We start from the raw sequence: 16,221 nt of genomic DNA, 5'->3' as shown, positions 1-16,221 counted from the left end.
GATTTAGCTGAGGAATTTTTTGACAGTAGCCAGCATCTTGTCGTAGTCGAGTGGCTTTTGGATAAAGTCATCAAATCCAAGTTTTCTGAATTCCTCCGGAGTGTAGTTGTTTATGTTCCCGCTGATGGCGATGATCGGAAGTTTACTTTTCACAGGATCTGTGAGTGATCTAATCTGTCGGGTACACTCTACTCCGTCCATGACAGGCATACTGATATCCATCAGAATCAGGTCAAACGATTCTTTTTCAAGCAGTTCTAACACTTGCTTTCCGTTTCGTGCTGACTTCATCTGGTAATTCTCAAAAGCGAGCACGTTTTTGGTTAAGTTGATGATGATGGAACTGTCTTCTCCAACAAGGATTTTCTTTGGTGCACTCATGAGTCAAAAATAGTTTCTTGGTTTAAAAAATCACGGAATTGCCGGATTTCATTTTTTAGATTTTTCAATTCTTCCGAAAACTCCTGGAATCTTTCTTTTCTCCATAAATCTTCTGCTTTTTGGGCTGAAAAGTAAATCCGTTGGGCGCCTAAAGTGCCTGAGTTTCCTTTTAAGTTATGGATTTTTTCAATCAGATTCTTTGATTCAGGATTGGTTTCATACATTAAAACCTGCTGTTCGGTTTCTTTGCATTCTTCCAAAAAATCCTCCAGGACTTTTTGAATGGCCGCTTTCGAATTGTATTTAAGCAATTGCTCAACGACATTCTTGTCCAGAATTATTTTCCCTTCCTCTTCCTTTTGAGCGGGTTGAGCTTTTTTGCCCGATCCTTTCAAATAGGATTGTACCAGTTGAAGAAATTCCCTAGGCCGAATCGGCTTGGTGACAAAGTCATCAAAGCCCTGCTCCAAGAAATTGTGTCTGTCAGATTCTTCGGCATAGGCCGTCACTGCGAGAATCGGGCATGCAGGATTATGGCCCTGACGTATTTTTTTCATAGCCGTGATTCCATCCATTTTTGGCATCTGGATGTCCATCAGGATCAGGTCAAATTCCTGGGTTTCGGCCAAATCCACTGCTTCTAGGCCGTTTTTTGCTGATGTGAAACTGAAAAGCTGCCCGATGAGATTTTCAAAGAGCATGCGGTTCAGATCATTGTCCTCCACAATCAACACCCTTTTGCTTTTCATGTGTATATAATTTTATTTAGCGGCCACATGTAATCTCGATTGGCAGGTAATTATCCTAGTCTGTAACTCCTGAATCATGCTCGATTTCATAACATTCCTTTGGATTTTTGCCGGACATTAAATTTGAACCTTTGGCAGATCGAAAATTCCTTATCCTGGTCGTAGGCCCCACTGCTGTTGGGAAAACTGACCTGTGTCTAAATCTAGCCAAAAAATTCAAAACCGAGATTGTTTCCTGTGACAGCAGGCAATTTTACCGGGAAATGAACCTGGGTACTGCCAAGCCTAGTGTGGCTGAGCTGCAGGAAGTTCCTCACCACCTGATCAATTCCCTGTCGATTTGGGAAGAATACGATGTGAGAAAGTTTGAAAAAGACGCTTTGAGCATCCTTGACGGGATTTTCCAGAAAACAAATATCGCCATCATGACTGGTGGTTCGGGTCTTTTTGCCGATGCGCTGGTAAATGGCCTGGATGAGATTCCAGATGTGGATCCTGATATCAGGAAGCAAATCATTGCAGATTTTGAGGAAAAAGGTCTGGAATGGCTTCAATCCGAAGTACAAAAAGCCGATCCGGAATACTATGAGGTGGTAGATCGTCAGAATCCTCAGCGACTGATGAGAGCTTTGGAGGTTTTTAGAGGAACCGGACTCAAATTCAGCAGTTTTCGCATCAAAAATAAAGCAGTCCGGAATTTTGAATCGCTGAAAATCGGATTGGATCGTGATCGGTCTGAACTCTATCAGCGAATAGATCAGCGAATGGACCAGATGATCGATGCAGGATTGTTTGAGGAGGCTGAACAACTATTCCCCCACCGTCATCTCAATGCCCTGCAAACAGTCGGCTATTCCGAAATATTTGGATACCTGGAGGGACAATATGATCGGGAAGAGGCTGTAAGGCTTCTAAAAAGAAATTCCCGACGATATGCCAAACGTCAACTGACTTGGTTTCGTCGGGATGAGCAGATCCGATGGTTTCATCCGGATCAACAAAAGGAGATTGTCGCTTGGATTGAGGCTCAAATCGCCTGAAATCCTGCAATTTTAGCCACCCAATTGTAGGGAGCTTTTTTGATTAATCCGTTGTATTGGTACTTGTTGACTTTCAGCTGACGGATAAGTTCCAAGCTGGATTTTGGGATTTTTTGGTCAGAATTTTTCATTTTCAAACCCTCCATTGCCAGTTCGGGATCGGTGATTTCACCCAAAATCAACCCCAACTCCGGATGAGCCAAACCCAGTTGGGAAAGGAGCTCCCGCTGTAAGTTGAGTTTGCGTTGCATGGTGGTTTTTACCGTCAGGAAGAAAAGCAAACAGGCGCCGCCCACTGTCAGGAAAAAAGGAATGTATCCCATATCAAATACTTAGAATGTCAATTAATTTCAAATGGTCCGCGATCAATGGCTTGGGTTTTCCGATGCAATCCGCAAAAGGAGTATAGACTACCTGCATATTCATGACCCCAGCCATGCAGTTGGTTTTTCCTTCCAGCAAACCTTCCACAGCGGCCATACCACAACGGCTTGCCAATACCCGATCCCGTGCAGTAGGATTTCCACCCCGCTGAATATGCCCCAGAGTCGTCACTTTAAACTCTTTGCTTGGATCTTTGATTTTTGCTTTCACCTGAAGCATGATTTCATCGGCACTTCCCAAGTCATCTCCTTCAGCTACAACAATGATGCTGGAAGATTTGGATTTGCGTAGGTTTTTGAGGGATTTGACTACTTGGTCCAGGTCGGTTTTGGTTTCCGGAACCATCACGAATTCTGCTCCGCCGCCAATTCCTGACTCTACGGCAATAAATCCTGCATCACGGCCCATCACTTCCACAAAGAAAATACGGTCGTGAGCTGCAGCCGTATCCCGGATTTTGTCGATCGCTTCCAAGGCAGTATTGACTGCGGTATCAAAGCCAATGGTATAATCGGTCCCGTAAATGTCGTTGTCAATCGTACCTGGACAGCCTACGGTAGGGATTCCAAATTCCTCATAAAATATCTTTGCTCCGGTAAATGTACCGTCACCTCCGATGGCTACCAACCCTTCAATTCCCAGTTTTTTAAGGTTTTCGAAGGCTTGTTTTCGGCCTTCGGGAGTTTTGAATTCCATGGAGCGGGCAGATTTCAGGATAGTACCCCCGCGCTGGACAATATTACTGACCGAATGAGACTGAAGCCGCTTGATGTCGCCTTCGATCATTCCTTCATAGCCTCGGTATATTCCATACACTTCCAGTCCCCGGTAGATTCCGGTTCGGACAGCGGCACGGATGCAGGCGTTCATACCCGGGGAATCTCCTCCAGAGGTAAAAACTGCGATTTTCTTCATGGTTATAGGTTTTAAGCGCCGCAAAAATAGCTATTCTCGGACGAATACCTTATCGTATCTTCAGAATAGAAACCGAAATTAGAAAGAAGGGTTGGGATGTAACCGTTATTTAATTTGAGGTTTTCTTTTTCAGGATTTAACAATTCAACCATGGTAAAACTTTCGAAAGAAAATCCGATTCATTTTCCAGCGCTAGCCTTGGGTTGTATGTCTTTGCCGGAAAGCCATGGAGAAGCCGAAAAAATAATTCATATGGCATTGGATCTGGGGATCATCTTTTTTGATACTGCAGACATGTACCAAAAAGGCAAAAATGAATCCAATATTGGCAAGGCACTTCAGGGAAAAAGAGACCAAGTAATTCTTGCTTCAAAAGTCGGAAACCAATGGAATCCGGATGGAATCTCCTGGGCTTGGAATCCCAAAAAGGAATACATCCTGCAGGAAGTAGAGGAAAGTTTGCGGCGCCTCCGAACCGATTACCTTGACCTCTATCAGTTGCATGGAGGCACAATCAATGACCCTTGGGAAGAAACGCTTGAGGCTTTTGAGTTGCTAAAATCCCAGGGAAAAATCCGCGCTTTTGGTATCTCATCCATTCGGCCCAATGTGATCAGAAAAGTGATGCAACTCTATCCTCCTGCGACAGTCATGATGCAATACAGTCCGCTCGATCGTCGTCCTGAGGAGGAAGTTTTCCCCATGTTGGAAAAAACAACTTCCCGGGTTTTGGTACGGGGCGCCTTTGCAAAAGGGATTCTTATTGATAAGCCCATTTCCGGGTTTCTGGATTTTTCCAAAGAAAAAGTAGCAGAGATCAAATCAGAGATCCTGAGTTTGGGCTACAGCCCTGAAGCGGTGTTGATCCGGTTTGGACTGATCGAAAAGGCCGTTTCTTCCCTTGTGATCGGTGCAAGTACAGTGGATCAGGTGGTCAACCTTTGGAAAGGTTTTGAAGAAAGTCTGGACATCCCGGATGAATTGATCCGTCAATTGAAACAGAAATTACCCGCTAATCAATACCAGGAACACCGGTGAAGAAAGCCTTTGCGCAGGCCTTTGAAATCGCTTACTTTCGGCATCCACCCATACCCAAATTCTATGTTTAGGAGCTCTTTACTCGTTTTTACTTTCATTGCCTTTTTTTCCTGTCAAGCACCAAGTCCAAGTGATGAACTCAGCCGCTGGGAAGCCCAGGCGGAACGGGTAGAGATCATTCGGGATGATTTTGGAGTACCCCATATTTATGGGAAAACTGATGCCGACGCAGTCTTTGGATTACTTTATGCCCAGTGTGAGGATGATTTCCGAAGGGTGGAGGGCAACTACATCTGGGCTACAGGCCGACTTGCTGAGCTCGAAGGGGAGGAGGCGATCTATTCTGACTTGCGGGCCAATCTCTACATGACCGAAGCCGAGGCCAAAGCCGCTTATGAAAAAGCACCCGATTGGCTGAAGGCGCTTTGCGTTGCATTTGCAGACGGAATCAATTACTACCTCCATACCCATCCGGAGGTCAAGCCGCAGGTTATCACCCGCTATGAACCTTGGATGCCGATGTTTTTCAGCGAAGGTTCCATTGGGGGAGACATCGAGCGAATATCTACTGACGGGATCAAAGCTTTCTATGAAAAAGACTCCTCACTCGCTATGGTAGACTCTGAGGCGATTTTGGCCAAATTGACCGAAGAACCGCAGGGATCCAATGGGATTGCAATCGCTCCGAGCCTTTCCGAATCCGGAAATGCCATGCTTCTGATCAACCCGCACACTTCCTTCTATTTCCGTCCGGAAGTGCATGTGGTCAGTGAGGAAGGACTCAATGCCTATGGCGCCGTGACATGGGGTCAGTTTTTCATTTATCAGGGCTTTAATGAAAAGACCGGATGGATTCATACTTCCACTTTCGTGGATTTCATCGATGAGTTTGTCGAGGAAGTAACAGGGGAAAATTGTGCGATTACCTATAAATATGGGGAGGAAAAGCGACCAGTAGAAACTCAGCAAATCACGCTGAAATACAAGTCTGGGCAAGAAATCAAGGAAAAGTCCTTTACCCTGTACCGAACCCACCACGGCCCAATTACCCATCAGGAAGGAGACAAGTGGGTTGCCACCAAGATCAACTGGGATCCGGTCAACGCCCTTTCCCAAAGCTATACCCGAACTAAACTGAAGAACTATGCGGAGTTTAAGGACATGATGAACATCCGCACCAACTCATCAAACAATACCGTTTTTGCTGATGCAGAGGGTAACATCGCCTACTTCCACGGCAATTTTATTCCGAAGCGAAATCCGGAGTTTGACTTCTCCAAGCCGGTGGACGGTAGCAATCCGGCTACGGATTGGCAGGGATTGCATACCGTGGACGAGAGTATTTTGATTCTCAATCCGGGTACCGGCTGGATTCAAAACTGCAACTCCACACCCTTTACTGCAGCAGGGGAATTCAGTCCCAAAAAAGAAAATTACCCAACATACATGGCTCCTGATGCAGAAAATTACCGGGGAGTTCATGCCGTGAAAGTTCTGAAAGATGTGAAAAAACTCAACTTGGATAGCTTTCTTCAGTTGGCTTATGATCCGTATTTGCCGGCATTTGAATACCTGATTCCTGAGTTGCTTTCCGCGCTGGACAAATCCGGAAAATCTGATTTCAAGGAAATGACCGAAGTGCTGAAAGGCTGGGATTACCGTACCTCCAAGGAGTCTGTGGCGATGTCCATTGCGCACTTTTATGGTGAAAATTACCAGAAGGCTTTCCGAAGCATGAACCGCTTTATCAGTCCCAACCCTGAAGCCAAGGTTCCTACTTCCTCGGAAATCGTGGAGGTTTTTACCCAAACGATTGACCAGATGAATGCCGACTTTGGAAGCTGGAATACGCCTTGGGGAGAAATCAACCGTCTTCAGCGCTTGAGTGGAGCGATTGATGCGGGGTTTGATGACAGCAAGCCTTACATTCCTGTAGGGTTGGGTTCCGGCAACTGGGGCGCATTGGCAGCTTATGGTGCCAAGACGTTCGAAGGGACCAAGCGGCTTTATGGCTATCGGGGCAACAGCTTCGTGGCTGTGGTGGAATTTGGCGATAAGGTAAAAGCAAAATCAATCCTTGCCGGGGGGCAAAGTTCCGATCCTGCCTCCCCTCATTTCTACGACCAGGCTCAGCGTTATGCCGATGCCAATTTCAAGGAAGTGGCCTTTTACAAAGAAGATGTGGAGAAGCGCCTTGAAGAGCGCTATCACCCTGGAAAAAGAACCAAGTAGTCTCTTACTTTTCAAAAACAAGAGGGGCTTCAGATGGTATTTTCTGAGGACTCTCTTGTTTTTTAATGACAGAAATCATGAAAGAGGGATGGGATATCTGGTAGCTTGACCTTCCCATAAAATGACCAGAAGTAATGGCACTTCCCCTCCATGGAAAAAGTTTTCCGCTTGGATCTTCTCTCGAAAAAGGCGGAGTTAATTTTTCTGTTTTTTCAAAAAATGCCACTTCGGTTGAGCTTCTGCTTTTTTCAGGCCCAAAGGAAAAGGAACCCTGTTTGGTAGTCAAACTTGATCCCCATAAAAACAAAACCTATCACTATTGGCATGTTTTTGTCCCAGGACTTCAGGTAGGTCAACTCTACGGGTATCGTATGAAAGGGCCATTTTCCCCATCTGACGGGCATCGGTTTGACTCGACCAAAACGCTGATCGATCCGTATGCCAAGTCGGTCATTTTTAACCCGGATTGCCCCAAAAGCGTGGTTTGTGACTTGAAAGCTTACGATTGGGAAGGTGATGAGCATCCCAAGAGGCCATTTTCGCAGACCGTTATCTATGAGATGCATGTGGGAGGATTTACCAAAAATCCAAACTCTGGTGTTCCCCTCAAAAAAAGAGGAACCTATGCCGGATTGATTGAAAAAATCCCCTATCTGAAGGATTTGGGTATCACAGCAGTGGAGTTGTTACCTGTTTTCCAATTTGAGGATAGGCTTGACAATGGCCACATCAATTATTGGGGCTACAGTCCGATTTCCTTTTTTTCCCTACACCAAGGGTACAGTTCCCAACCGGATCCGCTTAAAGCCATGGATGAATTTAGAGACATGGTCAAGGCGCTGCATAAAGCCGGAATCGAGGTGATTATGGATGTGGTCTTCAATCATACCGGGGAGGGAGGAGAGGCAGGACCGACCTATTGCTTCAAGGGAATTGACAACCGAATCTATTATACGCTGGGAAGTGATCAGTCGAAGTACCTGAATTATGCAGGCTGTGGGAATATTCTCAATGCCAATCACCCCATCGTCCGCAGGATGATCATCGACAGCCTCAACTATTGGGTCAAATACATGCATGTGGATGGGTTTCGGTTTGATTTGGCATCTATCCTTTCCCGGGATGAAAAGGGGCACGCACTTGAAAATGCACCCATCCTCTGGGATATCGAATCCGATCCCGTATTGGCGGGAACCAAACTGATCGCCGAAGCTTGGGATGTGGGAGGACTTTATCAGGTGGGGACGTTTATCGGGGACAGTTGGAAAGAATGGAACGGGAAATTCCGAGACGATGTCAGAGGATTCCTGAGGGGAGACAACGGAAAAGTAAAAGACTTTATCAGTCGGTTGATCGGAAGTCCGGACCTCTATGGACATCAGGATCGCGAACCTGAGCAAAGCATCAATTTTGTAACCTGTCACGACGGGTTCACTTTGAACGATCTGGTCTCCTACAATCACAAACACAACGAACTCAACGGAGAGGGGAATCTGGACGGTACCAATGAAAATCTTAGCAACAACGGCGGAGTGGAGGGCCCCACTCACGATCCCCGAATTGAAGCTTGGAGAATCAGACAGATCAAAAACTTCTTTGCGGTTACCCTTTTTGCGATGGGAGCGCCTATGATTACCATGGGTGATGAAATCAGAAGGACCCAACTGGGAAACAACAATGCCTATTGTCAGGACAATGAGCTGAGTTGGTTTGACTGGAATCTTGTGAAGGAAAATCAAGGTCTGTTTCGGTTTGTGAAAATGCTCATCGCCAGGCGGATTCTTAGGGAGGCAAACCTCCCGGAAAATTCCATGAGCTTAAAGGAGTTTTTGGACAAAGGGGAAATTACCTGGCATGGAGTCCGGCTCAATGAGCCGGATTGGTCGGAAAACTCCCATAGTACGGCATTTACCGTCATTTCTATGGCCGGAACCACAACCATGCATGTGATGGTCAATGCCTTTTCCAATTCCTTGGAATTTCAATTACCAAAACCAAAAACCAAGTCCTGGAAAATCTGGATGGATACCAATCAATCCTCTCCCAATGATATTTATGAATGGATGGAGGGGCCAGATTTCAAGGGTGCTACCTGTATAGTCCAGCCCAATTCCATTGTGATTTTAGTGTCATGAGTGGTGGAATAGGATTTGCCAACACTTAAGGATAAGATGTTTTCTTCCAAAAGCTTCTAATTATTTCCGGCTAATTGGGCGGAAAACGCCCCAGATTTCCACAGATATTTTCACATGAAATTTCCTTTTCAAGCTGTAGGTAAATTCCCCGAATTCATTGAGTTTTTTTGTCGTCATGTCATAGCCTGTCACTGGCTCAGAATAGGGCTATGGAGTCTTTTTTTGCCAAGCTTAAGGAAAGTTCTAGCGTGGGCGGTGTCGTCCATGGAATAAATGACCAGTTGGACATATTGAACATCGAATCCTTACAAAATAAGCCAATACGCACCCTGAAGGCAATTTTTAAATGTTTTATGCTACTGAAGCCTTGATAAAGCTTTTGTTTGGAACTGACTTTCGTCATCCTTTTTCTCCATTGTTTTCAGGACTTTCGATACGTGTTCGGGTGAAATCGGGATAAGTAAAATGAAAGGTCTCCGAATCCGAATTTTAAGCTGAACCTCTTTTTGATAGCGAGTCGATGGAAACTTTGAACCCAATACCCCAAAACCTTTATTCCCATAGCCTATGATTTTTGCGCAGCTGGCAGTTGTCTTAATCTGTATTTTCATCGGTGCCCGGATGTCGGGTATTGGATTGGGGGTAATGGGCATGATCGGCTTGCTGATCATGATTTTTGTATTTGACTTGATTCCTTCCGACCCTCCGTTGGAGGTGATGCTCATCATCATGAGTGTGGTGACGGCTGCGGCGGCACTTCAAGCTGCAGGTGGCATGGACTATCTGGTGCAGGTAGCAGGCAAAATTCTTCGAAGCAATCCAAAGCAGATTACTTTTCTCGGTCCACTGATTACGTATGCCTTTGTGCTGTTTGCAGGTACGGCACACATTTCCTATTCGATCATGCCCATCATTGCGGAGGTAGCGATCAAAAACCGGATCCGGCCTGAGCGGGCCATGAGCATGAGTGTGATCGGGGCCTACATGGCAATTACCGCCAGTCCGGTCTCGGCAGCGGCTGCAGCCATGCTCACGGTACTTGGGGCTTCCGGAGTGAAGCTGTTTGATATCCTGATGATTGCCATTCCTGCGACGCTTATCGGGATGTTCGTGGGGATTTTGTTTGTCTGGAAAAGAGGCAAGGAATTGAGCGAAGATCCGGAATTCCTGGAGCGGATGAAGGATCCGGCTTTTGTGAAAAATCTGGAGGGCAAAGATCTGAACACTGTGGCCACCATCCCTCCTGGTGCGGTCAAGTCGGTAATTATTTTCTCTTTGGCCGTGATGTCTGTAGTGATTTTCGGGTCATTCCCTCAACTGTTGCCCGAATTCGGAAATAAAGCTGATTTTCATCCGGGCTTTGCGGTGAATGAAGCCGGCCATTTACTGATGCCTTCCATGATCATGATCCTCATGCTGGCGGCTACCGGTTTGATCATTTTGTTTGCTGATACGACTGCCGGAAAAGTGACCAAAGCCAGTCTGTTTTCCTCAGCAGGACAGGCTACCATCGCAGTCTTTGGTGTGGTGTGGATGAGCAGCACATTTATGGACAACAACTTCGCTGTTATCCAGCAGACATTGGGTGATCTGGTGGCCTCTTATCCCTGGTCTTTCGCAATCGCCCTCTTTCTGTTGAGCATGCTCTTGTACAGCCAGGCCTCAACTGCAAAAGCCTTGATGCCACTTGGACTTTCCTTGGGTTTGCCTCCGGCATATCTCATCGGAATCTTCCCGGCCTGCAACGGGCATTTCTTTATCCCTGGTTATCCCACATTGCTGATGGCCATTGAGTTTGACCGCACGGGTACTACCCGAATCGGGAAGTATGTGCTCAACCACAGCTTTATGCTTCCTGGCCTGATTACCACCACTGTTTCTATTCTGGCCGGGCTTTTACTTCAATCTATTCTTTTATAAACACTAACCAATCCAAATGAAAAATCAACAAATGACATCCAAATCCAAAAACAATCCAATTATGAAAAAGCTACTTTCAATTCTAGTACTCCTGTTCATAACTGTTCAGGTTTACGCTCAGGCTCAATTACCTAGGGTAATTATTTTAGCAACAGGTGGGACCATTGCAGGTGCAGGAGCCTCCGCGGACCGTGCCGGATATACAGCCGGTAAAATTCCTATTGACGATTTGATTGGGACAATCCCTTCAGTAAAGAAAATTGCCAACATCTCCGGCGAACAGATTGCATCTGTAGGTAGCCAGGACATGACTATCGATGTCTGGAAAAAACTGGCCATCCGGATCAATGAGATTTATGCAAAAAATGAAGCAGATGCCATCGTCGTGACTCACGGTACCGACACCCAGGAGGAAACAGCCTACTTCCTGGATTTGGTCGTTCCTTCCGACAAGCCCGTAGTTTTGACTGGCTCCATGCGTCCGGCTACTGCAATCAGTGCAGACGGACCAAAAAATCTGTATGACGCCATTACTGTGGCAATTAACCCTGAGACTAAGGGAAGAGGCGTTTTGGTGAGTTTCAACGAAGGAATCTTCGACGCACGCGAAGTGATGAAAATGAGTACAACCAAGACCAATGCATTTGACTCTCCAAACACAGGAGCGATTGGTCAGGCATACGATGGAAGAGTTGAATATTATTCCAACTCAGTACGGGAAGTAAATCCACCTAAGCCCCTTCAGCTCACCGCAGACACCAAATTACCCAGAGTGGATATCGTGTACATGTATGCCGATGCGCCTGCAGACCAGATTGATTTCCTGATCAGCAAAAAAGTAGACGGAATCGTGATTGCGGGCGTGGGTAATGGCAATTTCAACAAAGCTTACATGGATGCTGTGAAGAGAGCTGTTGCTGCCGGAATTATCGTTTGCCGAGCCAGCCGTGCGCCATCCGGACGGGTGGTTCTCCACGACGAGATCAACGATGAGGAGTTGGGCACTATCGTTTCAGATGACCTTACTCCTCAGAAGGCAAGGATTTTATTAATGCTTGCGCTTACTCGAACCAAGGATAAGAAGCAGCTTCAGGAGGTGTTCTTTACCTATTAATCACTTGAATTGAATTGCGTCCGGATTCCTTATCCGGGCGCAATTTTTAACTGACTTTTCGAGCTATTGCCCAATTCAACAAACACTGAAATGAACAAAATTTTATCACTTAAACTACTGGCCCTGCTGATGCTGATGAGCGTTCAGGTGACCCAGGCACAACAAACCCGCACCGAAAAGGATCTGCTGGGGGAAAAGCAAATTCCGGCTGACGCCTATTACGGCGTCCAGACGCTCCGTGCATTGGAAAATTTCCCGATCAGCGGGGTCAAAACCAATTTCTATCCAGACTATGTAAAAGCGTATGCCATCGTAAAGTTGGCTGCAGCCCGAGCTAATACAGAAGTGGGTAGAATGAGTCCGGAAAAGCTGGCCGCCATCGAGAAAGCCTGTTTGGCGGTAATGGACGGGAAATACCATGATCAATTTCTTACTGACTTGTATCAAGGCGGCGCGGGCACCTCAGCCAACATGAATGCCAATGAAGTATTGGCCAATATTGCGCTGGAGATGATGGGTAAGAAAAAAGGTGAATACCAGTTTATTGAGCCGCATGATGATCTCAATATGGGCCAATCCACCAACGACGTGTATCCAACAGCCATCCATATTGCCTTGATTTTGCACAATGACAAGGTGATCAAAGAGGCCGAATTGCTTTCCCAGGCTTTTCACAAGAAGGGTGATGAATTCAAAAATCTGGTGAAGATGGGCCGTACCGAAGGTCAGGATGCAGTACCCATGACTTTGGGTCAGGAGTTTCACGCATTTGGTTTTCAGATCGATGCTGCAATAGATGCCCTCCGCAAATCCGAGGAGTATTTATATGAAGTAAACATGGGGGCTACTGCCATTGGTACAGGCTTGACAGCAAGTCCGGGTTATGCGGAAAAATGCGTAGCCCAAATCGCCAAAATCACCGGTAAACCTTTCGTCAATCCCAAAGACCTGATTGCAGCGACAAGCAGCATGCAGGGATTCGTGATGTTTTCCGCGGCTTATAAAAACCTGGCCGTTACCCTTTCAAAAATCAGCAGTGATTTGATATTCCTGGCATCCGGTCCCCGAAACGGAATTTTTGAAATCAATCTCCCAGCCCTTCAGCCGGGTTCTTCCATCATGCCGGGGAAAGTAAATCCGGTCATGCCGGAGGTAATGAACCAAGTGTGCTACAAGGTGATAGGCAATGATGCAACTGTGGGTATCGCTTCCCGAGATGGTCTATTGCAATTGAACGCGTATGAGCCGGTAGTTGCTACCTCCATCATGGAATCCCAGGCTCTGTTTTACAAATTGATGCCGCTGTTCCGTAAGAATTGCATTGATGGAATCACTGCCAATGAGGAGGTTTTGAAGCGATACATGGAAACTACTATAGGGATTGTAACTGCCCTCAACCCTGTTTTGGGCTATGAAAAAACCACCGAACTCGCAAAAGAAGCACTTGAAAGCGGGAAGGGAATTTTGGAATTGATCCGGGAAAAGAAGCTGTTGACCGAAGACCAGATCAAGAAGCTCTTGGATCCTGCGGCCTTGACCGGACAGAAATAAGGAGGAAAATCCAGCCTTAGAATATCATTTGTTGACTTTATAAATCACAAAATTATGAAAGCATTAAAATGGGTGAAATGGATGTTGGTGTTTGTGATGCTTCCCTCTTTGGTGTGGGCACAAAAACAGGAACGTCAGGTAGGAGATACTACTTACTACAAAACGCTGATTCCGGAAGAAAAGCAAGGCTTGCTCAAAAACGTGAGCATGATTGCCAACATGAACTATGCCTTCCGAAATGAATTTGTAGATGGAGAGTATGTCCAATCCAGGTTTAGAAACGAGCAATTCCGACTGGAATTCCGGGGACAAGTTCACGACAAGGTGTATTTCCGTTTCCGTGATCGATACACCCGGGCGCAGACTTCCGAGTCCATTGACAATTTGAGCCGATCTGTGGATTTGGCATATATCCGGGTTGATTTGTCCGATAAATGGAGCATCTCAGCCGGTAAGATGTGTGCTGATTGGGGAGCCTGGGAATTTGACTGGAACCCGATCGACATTTACGAGTACTCCGATATCGTGGAATATGCCGATAACTTCCTTACTGGTGTGGGATTTTCGTATACCGCAAGCCCTAAAAATCAGTGGACTTTCCAGGTATTGGATTCCAGAACCAAAAGCTTCAATGAATTGTATGGAGCTCAGCCCAACTTTTCAGAGTCCAAAGCTCCATTGGCCTTTGTGGCCAACTGGAGAGGAAGTCTGTTTGACGGAAAGGTCAAGACCATCTGGTCTTACTCTCTGTTCAACGAGGCTCAGGATGCTTCCGGCAACGGTGCCAATATGAATTACATTGCCTTGGGTAACGAATTCAATATCACTTCAAAATTCAGATTCATCTATGATTTCAAATGGAGTGATGAAGAATTGGACCGAACCGGAATCGTAAGCGAGACTATTCCCAATGACCTGTACAATTATTCAGTGGCCAATACGGTTTACACCGGCCACTGGGTCAACTTCCGATACATGATCAATCAGAAAGTTCACCTGACCTTTGTCGGGATGCTGGACATTGCCAATTGGAAAAACAGCTTTAATGACCCGGAAAATACCACCGGAGAGGAGCATATCCGAAATGCCTGGGGCTTTATTCCAGCTGTAGAAGTCTATCCATGGGATGACCTCAATTTGAAGTTTTTTGCCAACTGGGTGGGCAGAAGCTATGATTACTCTGAATATGCGCAGGATCGTTTTGGAGCCAAGAATTATACCACCGGAAGATTTACTGTAGGATTCATTTCCCCACTTGCGATCTTCTAATCGATAATTCAGGATTCATTTACCAATACCGACCCCTAGTTCCAAAAATTTGAAAACAAATGATCCTGAGTTTTTGGAATCGGCCGCTTTGTCATATTAGATCGTTGGGATTGGCCTCTGGGCTGATCCTGACGGTCTTTTTTTGTTCACAGGCTGTCCAAGCCCAGGACACAACCCAAGTGATCATTCCCGATGGTACCATGGGGGAATTTTTGGAGCCGATCGATTCGCTGGAAAAGAAGAAATTCCCCAAAAACATCAACATTTTCACCGGCCGATGGAGCAGTTTTCGGGTAGGAATGGGCTTCCTCTACGAGTATGCAGCTTTTTCACAGGATGCTGTAGCAAGACAGCAGCTAGATTCCATTGGATCTCCCCTTGAGAATCAACTGAAAGTCCGGGATTTCAGGATCATGGCCAATGGCCAATTGACCACCAAACGGGTCATCTCCTGGAAAATAGGCCTGATGTACGATGGTCCAAGCCGGGAATGGCTCATGCGCGAGACGGGTGTGACCATTGCCGTTCCTGAGATCTCCGGTCACATCTTCGTCGGCAGGACCAAAGAAGGCTATTCACTCAATAAAGTCATGAACGGCTATGCCGGTTGGACAATGGAGCGGCAGATGGCCTTGGATGTGATTCCGATTTTGGCCGATGGGATCAAGTGGATAGGCTTTTGGCCCAAGAAAAAGATCGTCTGGAATGTGGGGATTTATGATGATTACTTTTCAAAAAGTCAGGGCTTTTCCACCTTCAGCTGGCAAACCGCAGCCCGGATCGGATGGCTTCCGATTTTTCTTCCCGAGGAGAAAAAACAGCTTCATCTCGGCTTCAGCTACCGGTATGGAAAAGTGGAAGCCGGAGAAATGAGGGTAAGATCCCGGCCTGAGTCAAATCCAGCACCCTTTTTTATTGATACAGAAAACTTCAATACCGATCATTCCAATCATTTTGGGGCAGAGTTTTACTACACCCATGGTCCCCTGATGATCGGTTCGGAATACCATTGGCATAAGTTCAGTTCTCCGGAAAAAGGCAATCCCCTTTTTCATGGAGGTGACATCGCGGTCAGTTACATTTTCACAGGAGCTTCCCGGCCTTATAGCACCGTCAGCGGGGTTTATTCATTTGTTCCCGTGAAAAATCCCGTATTCAAAGGAGGATGGGGTGAGCTGGAAGGATTGCTTCGTGTCTCCAGTTTGGACCTCGATGCAGGTCGGCTTCAGGGTGGGAAGCTTTGGAGAATTACCCCCATGGTCAATTGGTACCTGTCTCGTAGCCTGAGATTGGAGTTCTCCTATGGCTATGCAGTATTGGACCGATTCAATTTGAAAGGGGCCACTCAGATTTTCCAAACCCGACTCCAATTTGCAATTCTTTGAGTCGGTAGTTTTCGCATGACTAAAACTATTTTTCTAAAATAATTTCAAAATCAGCCTTGTTATTGCAATATTTCGAGAGAAATACCTCAGTTTTTCAGTTGAGGAAAC

General features: G+C 46.2%; 13 protein-coding genes. 9 read left to right on the top strand and 4 right to left on the bottom strand.

What is annotated here, in order from left to right:
- Positions 1-3 precede the first annotated feature (3 nt).
- Both D0X99_RS11190 and D0X99_RS11185 read right to left on the bottom strand, forming a co-directional pair.
- Positions 4-381 carry a response regulator gene (locus D0X99_RS11190; protein ID WP_119477916.1) on the bottom strand — a complete coding sequence of 126 codons (378 nt, stop codon included), beginning with the start codon at positions 379-381 and terminating at the stop codon, positions 4-6.
- On the bottom strand, positions 378-1,130 hold the full coding sequence (locus D0X99_RS11185; RefSeq protein ID WP_119477915.1) for a response regulator: 753 nt from the start codon (positions 1,128-1,130) through the stop codon (positions 378-380). The genes D0X99_RS11190 and D0X99_RS11185 overlap by 4 nt, the downstream gene beginning before the upstream one ends.
- A 131-nt stretch (positions 1,131-1,261) precedes the next feature.
- Here D0X99_RS11185 and miaA point away from each other — a divergent pair, with 131 nt between their 5' ends.
- Entirely contained in the window at positions 1,262-2,170 is a 909-nt protein-coding gene (gene miaA, locus D0X99_RS11180; protein WP_119478154.1) for a tRNA (adenosine(37)-N6)-dimethylallyltransferase MiaA, read from the top strand.
- On the opposite strand, the gene D0X99_RS11175 is transcribed toward miaA, so the two are convergent.
- Together D0X99_RS11175 and pfkA are read right to left on the bottom strand one after the other, a co-directional pair.
- A complete protein-coding gene (locus D0X99_RS11175) occupies positions 2,158-2,493 on the bottom strand; it encodes a hypothetical protein (RefSeq protein ID WP_119477914.1) in 336 nt (111 codons plus the stop codon). The genes miaA and D0X99_RS11175 overlap by 13 nt on opposite strands.
- A 1-nt stretch (position 2,494) precedes the next feature.
- Positions 2,495-3,469, bottom strand: coding sequence for a 6-phosphofructokinase (gene pfkA / locus D0X99_RS11170; RefSeq protein ID WP_119477913.1), 975 nt, complete (start codon positions 3,467-3,469; stop codon positions 2,495-2,497).
- A gap of 150 nt (positions 3,470-3,619) precedes the next feature.
- On the opposite strand from pfkA, the gene D0X99_RS11165 reads away from it, so the two are divergent.
- The 8 genes from D0X99_RS11165 to D0X99_RS11130 all read left to right on the top strand — a co-directional run bounded on the left by D0X99_RS11165 (position 3,620) and on the right by D0X99_RS11130 (position 16,113).
- Entirely contained in the window at positions 3,620-4,507 is an 888-nt protein-coding gene (locus D0X99_RS11165) for an aldo/keto reductase (RefSeq protein WP_119477912.1), read from the top strand.
- A gap of 63 nt (positions 4,508-4,570) precedes the next feature.
- On the top strand, positions 4,571-6,739 hold the full coding sequence (locus tag D0X99_RS11160; protein ID WP_119477911.1) for an acylase: 2,169 nt from the start codon (positions 4,571-4,573) through the stop codon (positions 6,737-6,739).
- Positions 6,740-6,873: 134 nt separating this feature from the next.
- Complete coding sequence (locus D0X99_RS11155) at positions 6,874-8,874, top strand: glycogen debranching protein (protein ID WP_119477910.1); 2,001 nt, start codon at positions 6,874-6,876, stop codon at positions 8,872-8,874.
- A 567-nt stretch (positions 8,875-9,441) separates the two neighbouring features.
- Positions 9,442-10,794 (top strand): anaerobic C4-dicarboxylate transporter family protein, encoded by a 1,353-nt coding sequence (locus tag D0X99_RS11150; protein ID WP_119477909.1) that lies wholly within the window; start codon positions 9,442-9,444, stop codon positions 10,792-10,794.
- 61 nt (positions 10,795-10,855) lie between these two features.
- Complete coding sequence (locus tag D0X99_RS11145) at positions 10,856-11,908, top strand: type II asparaginase (RefSeq protein WP_119478153.1); 1,053 nt, start codon at positions 10,856-10,858, stop codon at positions 11,906-11,908.
- 90 nt (positions 11,909-11,998) lie between these two features.
- Entirely contained in the window at positions 11,999-13,459 is a 1,461-nt protein-coding gene (locus D0X99_RS11140; protein ID WP_199708074.1) for an aspartate ammonia-lyase, read from the top strand.
- Positions 13,460-13,513: 54 nt separating this feature from the next.
- The gene (locus D0X99_RS11135; RefSeq protein ID WP_119477908.1) at positions 13,514-14,728 is read left to right on the top strand and encodes a porin; all 1,215 of its coding nucleotides are present in this window, start codon (positions 13,514-13,516) and stop codon (positions 14,726-14,728) included.
- A gap of 59 nt (positions 14,729-14,787) precedes the next feature.
- On the top strand, positions 14,788-16,113 hold the full coding sequence (locus tag D0X99_RS11130) for an OprO/OprP family phosphate-selective porin (RefSeq protein WP_119477907.1): 1,326 nt from the start codon (positions 14,788-14,790) through the stop codon (positions 16,111-16,113).
- Positions 16,114-16,221 lie beyond the last annotated feature (108 nt).

The organism is Algoriphagus lacus, assembly GCF_003583985.1.
GTDB classification, from domain to species: Bacteria; Bacteroidota; Bacteroidia; order Cytophagales; family Cyclobacteriaceae; genus Algoriphagus; species Algoriphagus lacus.
This window is presented reverse-complemented; position numbering and strand designations above follow the sequence as displayed.

Coding starts and splice junctions, on each gene's coding strand:
- D0X99_RS11165 (WP_119477912.1), top strand. CDS start 3,620: ATGGTAAAACTTTCGAAAGAAAATCCGATTCATTTTCCAGCGCTAGCC.
- D0X99_RS11140 (WP_199708074.1), top strand. CDS start 11,999: ATGAACAAAATTTTATCACTTAAACTACTGGCCCTGCTGATGCTGATG.
- D0X99_RS11145 (WP_119478153.1), top strand. CDS start 10,856: ATGAAAAAGCTACTTTCAATTCTAGTACTCCTGTTCATAACTGTTCAG.
- D0X99_RS11155 (WP_119477910.1), top strand. CDS start 6,874: ATGGCACTTCCCCTCCATGGAAAAAGTTTTCCGCTTGGATCTTCTCTC.
- D0X99_RS11190 (WP_119477916.1), bottom strand. CDS start 381: ATGAGTGCACCAAAGAAAATCCTTGTTGGAGAAGACAGTTCCATCATC.
- D0X99_RS11135 (WP_119477908.1), top strand. CDS start 13,514: ATGAAAGCATTAAAATGGGTGAAATGGATGTTGGTGTTTGTGATGCTT.
- D0X99_RS11130 (WP_119477907.1), top strand. CDS start 14,788: ATGATCCTGAGTTTTTGGAATCGGCCGCTTTGTCATATTAGATCGTTG.
- D0X99_RS11185 (WP_119477915.1), bottom strand. CDS start 1,130: ATGAAAAGCAAAAGGGTGTTGATTGTGGAGGACAATGATCTGAACCGC.
- D0X99_RS11175 (WP_119477914.1), bottom strand. CDS start 2,493: ATGGGATACATTCCTTTTTTCCTGACAGTGGGCGGCGCCTGTTTGCTT.
- D0X99_RS11160 (WP_119477911.1), top strand. CDS start 4,571: ATGTTTAGGAGCTCTTTACTCGTTTTTACTTTCATTGCCTTTTTTTCC.
- pfkA (WP_119477913.1), bottom strand. CDS start 3,469: ATGAAGAAAATCGCAGTTTTTACCTCTGGAGGAGATTCCCCGGGTATG.
- D0X99_RS11150 (WP_119477909.1), top strand. CDS start 9,442: ATGATTTTTGCGCAGCTGGCAGTTGTCTTAATCTGTATTTTCATCGGT.